Origin of the sequence: Cycloclasticus sp. (assembly GCF_019090545.1) — a bacterium.
GTDB lineage: Bacteria > Pseudomonadota > Gammaproteobacteria > Methylococcales > Cycloclasticaceae > Cycloclasticus > Cycloclasticus pugetii.
On the sequence record NZ_JAHRVT010000016.1, the window covers coordinates 1 to 8,391 of the forward strand.

Sequence of the window (8,391 nt, forward strand, 5' to 3'; positions counted from 1 at the left end):
CATTGGCTGTCAACAAAACCTGAGCACCTTTTCTCACTCTGTGACGATCCATAGGAAAAACGGACAACTCAGCTACTAGCGTTCGATTGTCAGTAACTGTTAATGGGGTTTTGCGCCCATCCCCTCGAAATTAACCTTAGTCTAAATTTTTAAGCTTTTTTCTAACTCTAATTACCGTACTTCGACTAACTCCAACTGCTTCAGCCGTTTTATTAATACTAAATCCAGCTTCAGTAAACGAGGCAATCCTATCATGAGCCTCTAAATCAGGCTGACGACCGTGATAAAGTCCCTTTTGCTGTGCTTTTACAATACCTTCTTTTTGCTTACGTTCACGTTCTCGATATTCTTTATATGCACTGGCCGCTAATATTTCTAACAGCATATTATTAATAGCACTAAGTATTGATCTCATAAAATCATCACTTGGAAAACTGCCAAATGTTAAATGACTGGTTGGTAGATCTAAACTAACAACACTAATTCCTTTTTCATTTATTGAGGCTACAAGAGTTTTCCAATCATCAGGGCTTAGCCTTGTTAAACGATCGATTGATTCAACTAACAAAACATCACCGGACTCTGATTCATCCAATAAACGAATTAGCTCTGGTCTATCTAAAGAATTACCAGATTTATTTTCTATATAAAAAGAAGCAATTCGTTTGCTGAAGCCAGAAACGAATTTTTTTAATGAGCTTTTTGCTCTATTTGCATCTTGCTCAGAAGTTGATGCTCGTAAATATGCTCTTATGAACATTTTTGCCTAATTAGGTCTATTTAGATGGTGTCATATCATATAGGTTTATTTAAGTGGTGTCATTACGTAATTGCCTGTGATATATTAACAGTATCTTTAGGGTGTACTCATGTAGAACTGCATGTAATAACACTAATTTGGACTTTGATAATGAAAAAGGATAAACCATACATTGTTGTGGTTTAATATTGTTGTAACAACGGTAACTTTACTTATTTAATAGAAGAAAAAACAAAATCAATTAGCGATGTTTAAACTGGTATTCATTGATGGTCACTTTAATTAGATATAAAGTAAGTAAACAAAAAGTCAGTAAGGTAATTGATAACGTGTCTAAACGAACCATAAGTATGTTGGCTAAAGAACTGAGTGTAAATGTCGAAACAATTCGCTTTTATGAACGCAAAGGCTTAATTAAACAACCACCAAAGCCTATGCAGGGCTATAGACATTACCCGAAAGAAACGGTAAATAGAATACATTTTATCAAGCGTTCTCAAGAATTAGGTTTTACGCTAAATGAGATTGAAGGGTTACTTGCGTTAAACGATAGTCCATGTAGTAAAGTACAAGAATTAGCTAATAAAAAGCTGATCGCAGTACAAAAAAAGATGGCTGACTTGTTGTTGTTAGAACACGCTTTGGAAGAACATTTAGGACAATGCCAAAATAATGATGACGATAGCCACTGCCCAATAATTGATTCGTTGCAACCGAAGTAAATGATTCACTTAACTACCATTTCCCACTAAAACAGCATATCCAATTTTACTTCTGCGCCTTAATTCAAGTTAGCTTATTCCCCGTATCTGTCGTAGCAGATTATCAAAGATAAATTTTTTATAAATCACCCTTGACTCCGTACTTAGGTACATGCAATACACTTGCATTATCACTTAATGAGGTATCTATATGAATCAAAAAGAATCAAACCTTCCAATGATAGGAGGCATCATAGCAGCATTAGGCGCAGGCGTATGCTGTGTAGGTCCTTTGCTCCTGTTATTACTTGGGGTAAGTGGCTCATGGATTGGTAATTTAACTGCATTTGAACCCTATAGGCCATTATTTATCGCATTTGTAGTGTTGTTGTTTGGTTACTCAGGTTGGAAAATTTACCGTCCTGTAGAAGAGTGTGAGCCGGGAACGGCCTGTGCAATTCCTAAGAAACAGCAACAACGAAAAGTCATTTTCTGGCTGAGCGCTATAGTTGCGACAATTTTAGTGACCAGTAATTATTGGATACTTTTGTTTGCTTAATATACAGATCAAGAAATTTATAACATTTTAAAATTTGGAGCTAATTATGAAAAAATTATTATTAACCGCACTGCTTTCACTTTCTAGTTTTGGTGCTTTTGCTGAAGTAAAAACAGTTACACTGGAAGTGCCAACGATGAACTGTGCGACATGTCCAATCACAGTTAAAAAGTCATTAGAAAATGTTGATGGCGTTGAAAATGCGAAAGTTACCTACAAGCCTAAGCTAGCTGTTGTTTCTTTTGATGACACTAAAACCAACATCAATGCATTAATTGCAGCGACTACCAACGCTGGCTACCCTTCAAATTTAAAAAGTGAAAATAAGTAATGTTTAGCCCCTTAGAACTAGTTACGCGTATCGGAGATAAAGCAGGCTCTATAGGTGCACTTGTTTCGGCAATGGGATGCGCCATGTGTTTTCCCGCGATAGCTAGTCTTGGTGCGGCAATTGGGATGGGATTTCTTAGTCAGTGGGAAGGGGTATTTATCAATACGTTGTTACCACTGTTTGCAGTATTAGCGCTGGCAATGAATATCTTAGGCTGGTTTAGCCATCGTCAATGGCACCGTAGTTTTATCGGTTCAATTGGCCCCATTTTGGTTTTACTCTCTTTATACCCTTGGTTCCAGTACGGGTGGAGTTCATACGTTACTTATACGGGGCTAGGACTAATGGTTGCTGTATCAATTTGGGACATGGTTTCTCCTGCGAATAAACGCTGTGATGATGAAACTTGTACCGCTTAACTTTTTAAGAGGAATAAAATATGTCAACGAATAGTTGTTGCTCGTCAAATGACATCCAGCCAGAACAATTACATGTAGCCATTATTGGTAGTGGTTCAGGGGCCTTTGCCAGTGCGATTAAAGCAGCAGAAGGCGGAGCAAGAGTTACTATCATTGAAGGAGCCGATGTAATCGGAGGTTGCTGTGTAAATGTCGGCTGTGTTCCTTCAAAAATATTGATCCGTGCTGCGCAATTAGCGCATCAGCAACGTACTAACCCGTTTGATGGTTTAGAAAATATTCAGCCACAACTTAGCCGCTCCTTATTAGCACATCAGCAAAACGCTCGCGTCGAAGAACTACGCGATGCTAAATATCAACGTATTTTAGAGAGTAATCCCGCGCTATCTTTACTTAAAGGTTATGCACGTTTTAAAAATCAAAATACCTTGCTAGTTCACAAGTCTGATGGTAGTGAAGAAGAGCTGGTTGCAGATCGCATTTTAATTGCAACAGGCTCTACACCAAGCATTCCGCCAATTAAGGGTTTAGTTGATACACCTTATTGGACATCAACAGAAGCCTTATTTGCAGAAGAGTTACCGAGTAGTCTAGTTGTCATCGGCTCCTCCGTTGTTGCTCTGGAAATTGCGCAAGCTTATGCCCGTTTAGGTAGCCGTGTGACAATTCTAGCCAGACATACCCTTTTATATGCTGAAGATCCGTTATTAGGTGAAAAACTGGCAGAGTGCTTTGAAAAAGAAGGTATTAGGGTACTTAATAATACGCAAGCAAGTCATGTTTCTTATGATAGCAATGGTTTTTCATTGGAAACTAACGAAGGAACATTAATCGCTGAAAAATTGCTTATCTCTACGGGTCGCCATGCAAATACTGGAAAGCTTGGTTTAGAAAATGTTGGTGTTGAAACAGATAAAAGTGGTGCCATTGTTGTTAATAGTATGATGGAAACATCAACAGCTAACATTTATGCCGCTGGAGATTGCTCCAATATGCCACAATTTGTTTATGTTGCTGCTGCTGCCGGAAGTAGGGCTGGAATTAATATGACAGGTGGAAATGCGCAACTCGACTTATCTACCATGCCTGCTGTTATATTCACCGACCCACAAGTTGCTACGGTAGGTCTAACCGAAGTACAAGCTTCAGCGGTAGGAATAAATACGATAAGTCGTGTACTTGATATGGAAAACGTACCAAGAGCTATAGCAAATTTTGAAACGGATGGTTTTATCAAGTTGGTAGCTGAAGAATCCACGGGAAAACTGATAGGCGCACAAATTTTAGCCCATGAAGGCGGAGAACTGATTCAAAGTGCGGCTCTTGCTATTCATAATAAAATGACAGTCGAAGAATTGGCAGGTCAACTATTTCCGTATTTGACGATGGTTGAAGGATTGAAGTTATGCGCTCAAACCTTTAGCAAAGACGTTAAAGAGCTATCTTGCTGCGCAGGGTAATCATTTAACGGTAATGTACTTACAGAAATGTTAATGGAGTGCCAATTGATTGAATGTAATCAAGATATCTTAAGGCATTCCATTAACAACACAAATTGGAAGCATGCTAAATCATGATTAAATCTAAGGTTGAAAACATTCCTGTTGGTGAAGTCAGTTTTTTGACAGAGATACCTGACATCAATAAGTTCATTAGTAGTGATGATGATGCGTTGGATTTTCCTTTGAGTATTTCTCAACTGGCACTAGCTGCACAAACATCTGTCCATACGGTAAGAAATTATGTTCTTGAGAACTTAGTACACTGCGAAGAAAAAACTAAGTCAGGCCATTCACTTTACGGCTTATGTGCATTAAAGAGATTAAAGTTCATTCGAGCAGCAAGGGCGGCAGGTCTTCTTGTAGTTGATATCAAGCCATTACTAATGGCAATAGATGCAGGAGAAAGAAAAGTTCCTGAAGACATCCAAAAGCTGCTACTTACTAAAATCGAGCATAGAAAAGTATTTTTAAATCTAGTAACAAACCAAATTGAAGAGTTTTGCAATTAGAACAATTATAGAACAGTTCATGGCTCGACTAAAAACTTGTTAGCTTATCTGTTTTCTATCAATGTTAGCTTGTATATATCAAGCATATAGAATATCAACACCTCCAATTTTTAATGGCACTTTGATGCGCAGTACCTTTTGAATTAGAAATACAAACAGATGGCATTCTTTAACTTATTGATTCTACATCACTAAGTAAACCAGCTAAGTCGATTTCTTTGCGGTCTTTATTAAAGGCATATTCCCCATTTAGATTAATGTGTTGCCAAGCAACAGGTGAAAGCCGAGAAATAACATCAACCACATCTTGCCTACCGTTCCTCTCTTGGATTTGTAAAAATGCCGATAGTAACGCGGAATTATAATAAATAATGCAATTTGAAATGAGTCGAGCACAATCGTTCCATTGTGATACTTGGTAATCATTCCCCCCACGAAATTTATTGCCATTAACTGAAGTAATAGCACGTTTTAACTGATGGTATGCTTCACCTCTGTTCAAGGCTTGCTGGACGTAATGACGCAACGTTGAATTATCAACATACTCCAAAACATAAATAGATTTAATTAAACGGTCGTACTCATGCAATGCTGACAATCTTCGGCTCTTGCCGTTACTCAACTTTCTAATGATTGTGCTTTGAGTGGTGGTTTTACGACTCAATGAACAAACAATATGCTGAATATTGTCCCATTCTTCAGCAATTAGCTTATGATTAATATCTTTCTTTAATTGAATACGGCCTCCGTTCTCTTCAGTCACTTCAAATAGCTCAAAAAACACCTTTTTCATTTTCGCGTATCGAGGGGCGAATGTGTAACCAAAGAAATCTAATATAGCGAAGTTAACATTATTGGTACCATGCGTATCGGTCGATAAGGTATTAGGCTGTATATCTGAAGAGTTGTTATAGAGTAAGTCAAAAGCAAAGTGACCTTCATATTCGTTAGCGCCAATGACTTGCGTACTCACCGGAACATGATTAGAAACCAATGTTAATGCTGAAACACCTTTACCTTTGGAGAAGTACTTAGACGAATACCGAGCCTTAAACGTATTTATGCGACACTCAAATTTTTGACCATCAATGCTTGAAAACAACTGATTATCGTCCACATGGTAATAGGCAAATATTGGCAACGTGGCTATAGCATTAGAAACCTGATCATTAGACGTTTTGAGTGTTTCATATCTGACATAACTATCATCTACACTGCGTAATTTACCCATTGAACGGTCAGAGATATTCGCCATTTTATATAGGCCGTAATTGGTGCCGTTTGCCAATATACAGGCGATCAGATCTTCTTTATTTACTGGTGATTTTTCTTTAGTTGCTGATATGTGTGTAAATGAATTTAAGTAACCTGTCTTTTGATCAACAAACAACATGAGTTCAACGATACCCATGTGTTGAATTTGATTGTAGAGCGGGTTTTCAATTGTTTGTTGCCAACGGCTGTTAGGAATTGACCACTTGAGTTCGGCTTTGCCAGGAATAAACTCAACATACTTATTATCACCACTAAAGATATGCTCGCTTGCTTCCTTCAGCTTAACTTCTAATTGTTGGCTCTTATCTGCGAGTGTTTGGTTAATCGGTGTTGCCAGCTTATCAAGGCCAGTGTTTTCAATGATTGTCTCTTTTTGCTGCCATTCTTTAGGTTGTATAAGATCTGACGTTAAACTACGGTTATTAACGCTTTCTTTCACCGTTAAGCTATTACTGTGAAATAATTGTTCGGCTTTACGATAAAGGAAATACTGAAATCGATTAGCAATTAATTTGGTATTTTCTCCCTCTAAATACTCTCGGTCATGTTTAGGTACCACATCGATGTTAATGGTTTGGATAGCCTTTTAATTCACTAAGTTCAGAATGTGCCATAACATACTGCTCATGGAGTTCATCCTTTAAATGAATGAACTCAATATCGATAGACATAAATAATGAGCGGATAAGTTTTTTAATTTTACTGGATTGTTTATCAATAAATTGCCATTCGTACTGACGGCCATCAAAGTCGTTATTATCTAAGTGATCACTTCACAGTTTAATACTGTCAGCAGGGATCAATTCAAAGGCTTTTTTACGTACATCACCAAAGCTTAAATCATCGTCCATATCGGTATCGATGAAGTACTTTAATAAACTACCAGCGGATTTTAATTTGGTTCTTACAATGGTTACATCTTCAACAATACGCTGCTTTGCATAGCCTTTAGCTGATTCGGTTAACTTCCTTACCAAGTAAATAAATGCAGCAACAAGATTGTCGTTAGTCTCTCGGTACCTGAAGAACAAGTAACAAACGAGATATAAAATAGTTTGGCTATCTGCGTGTCTTCTAAGCTTATAAACGGACTTGTGCTTTACCAGTGAAGCATAGTATTCAAGATTTTTAGGTGATAGCTCCAGTTCAGCAATCAGTGACTTAATTTCTGGATAAAGCGAGCGTATAATTTTATGCGTCTTCAGCTCTTGGGTGATTTGGCTCGTTGAAAAGTCCTTAGCCATTTTCTTTAACTTGGCTAAGTCAGTAAAGGTATTATTTGACTCAAGTAATTTAAGTAATGTTTTTCTGGTACCTGAAGACAAACTATCAAGCAGCACCATTTCAATTCGGTTACGCTCATTTGATAATACCGTAGAAATAGTGTCTTGCAGCGTTGTATAACCAGCTAGCGCTATTCTGTTTTGACCAAAATAAGCAATACATTCATCAAAAACATACCTTGGTTCAAGGTTGATTTTTACAACATCGTTAAGCCTTTTTAATAGCGGCTCTTTATCTAACTTGCTTTGGTATGCTGTAAACCCTGTATATTTTAATAACTTATTAATCAGCTTAGTTTTTGTTGTTGGTGATAAATCCTCAAGAGACATATCTTTATCGCTGAAATACTTGGATCTTACATAATCTAAATCATTACTGACTTGAGTAAATGAGAAATTAAATACTATTGGCCGTGACCTAAAGTAACCAAGCAGTAAGATAAAATACACTCTGGTTTCAATACGTCTTAATTCGTTGACGAGCCTTTGAGTTTCACTATCTAACGAAAAATAATCATCACGATCTTTACGGTTAAAATTGGGTAAGGCATAGAGTTCGTTGATTTCTGATTCGCTGAGAATTTGTATACGCTTGGTGTTTGATGAAGAAATAGTGGTAAGCCTTTCTTGTTATTTTTAATCAGCATACCTTAATCAATGAGGTTAATGTTTACCAGTCAACTGCTTAACATTACCATAAAGCCGATTTAAGCGACTAAAGTGGTAAACTTTTCATAAGATAGTTTACCACTGTGTATTATTACTTAAGAATACTAATGCCGATTTCGAGGGGATGGGCTAAATAATACAAACTGTGTTATTCAAGGGGTGAAGTCCAATGGTACGAAAAGTTACTCTAAGCGTGAAAATTCAAGCTAAGGTTAATTTCGAGGGGATGGGCGCAAAACCCCTTAATAATAAGCGATCGCCTGATTGCTCTCCCGAATTTACATTACGATGAGAAATAACACCATCAATAGGCGATACAACATTATAAGATTTAAGGCTTTCGTTACTCTGGATGGTCAACAACAGATCACCACGCGCGACAG

The 8,391-nt window shown here is 37.4% G+C and carries 9 protein-coding genes and 1 pseudogene; 6 read left to right on the top strand and 4 right to left on the bottom strand.

Annotated features, from left to right (window positions below):
* Positions 1-136: 136 nt before the first annotated feature.
* Positions 137-760, bottom strand: coding sequence for a recombinase family protein (locus tag KUG63_RS03495; protein WP_008467336.1), 624 nt, complete (start codon positions 758-760; stop codon positions 137-139).
* 269 nt (positions 761-1,029) lie between these two features.
* Here KUG63_RS03495 and merR point away from each other — a divergent pair, with 269 nt between their 5' ends.
* From merR to KUG63_RS03525, 6 genes are all read left to right on the top strand, one after another.
* Positions 1,030-1,482 (top strand): Hg(II)-responsive transcriptional regulator, encoded by a 453-nt coding sequence (gene merR / locus KUG63_RS03500; RefSeq protein WP_008110844.1) that lies wholly within the window; start codon positions 1,030-1,032, stop codon positions 1,480-1,482.
* Positions 1,483-1,672: 190 nt separating this feature from the next.
* On the top strand, positions 1,673-2,020 hold the full coding sequence (locus KUG63_RS03505; protein ID WP_016899520.1) for a mercuric transporter MerT family protein: 348 nt from the start codon (positions 1,673-1,675) through the stop codon (positions 2,018-2,020).
* A gap of 46 nt (positions 2,021-2,066) precedes the next feature.
* Entirely contained in the window at positions 2,067-2,351 is a 285-nt protein-coding gene (gene merP, locus KUG63_RS03510) for a mercury resistance system periplasmic binding protein MerP (RefSeq protein WP_008110847.1), read from the top strand.
* Positions 2,351-2,770, top strand: coding sequence for an organomercurial transporter MerC (merC, locus tag KUG63_RS03515; protein WP_008467331.1), 420 nt, complete (start codon positions 2,351-2,353; stop codon positions 2,768-2,770). Before merP ends, merC begins: the two co-directional genes overlap by 1 nt.
* Positions 2,771-2,790: 20 nt before the next feature.
* Positions 2,791-4,230, top strand: a complete 1,440-nt coding sequence (merA, locus tag KUG63_RS03520; RefSeq protein ID WP_287554040.1) for a mercury(II) reductase — start codon at positions 2,791-2,793, stop codon at positions 4,228-4,230.
* A 113-nt stretch (positions 4,231-4,343) separates the two neighbouring features.
* Positions 4,344-4,781, top strand: a complete 438-nt coding sequence (locus tag KUG63_RS03525; RefSeq protein ID WP_008110853.1) for a MerR family transcriptional regulator — start codon at positions 4,344-4,346, stop codon at positions 4,779-4,781.
* Positions 4,782-4,950: 169 nt separating this feature from the next.
* On the opposite strand, the gene KUG63_RS03530 is transcribed toward KUG63_RS03525, so the two are convergent.
* The 3 genes and pseudogenes from KUG63_RS03530 to KUG63_RS03540 all read right to left on the bottom strand — a co-directional run.
* Entirely contained in the window at positions 4,951-6,615 is a 1,665-nt protein-coding gene (locus KUG63_RS03530) for a transposase (RefSeq protein WP_287554043.1), read from the bottom strand.
* A 214-nt stretch (positions 6,616-6,829) separates the two neighbouring features.
* The gene (locus KUG63_RS03535) at positions 6,830-7,951 is read right to left on the bottom strand and encodes a DUF4158 domain-containing protein (RefSeq protein ID WP_319023243.1); all 1,122 of its coding nucleotides are present in this window, start codon (positions 7,949-7,951) and stop codon (positions 6,830-6,832) included.
* Between the two features lie 258 nt (positions 7,952-8,209).
* Positions 8,210-8,391, bottom strand: a pseudogene (locus KUG63_RS03540) (hypothetical protein); the annotation flags it as partial.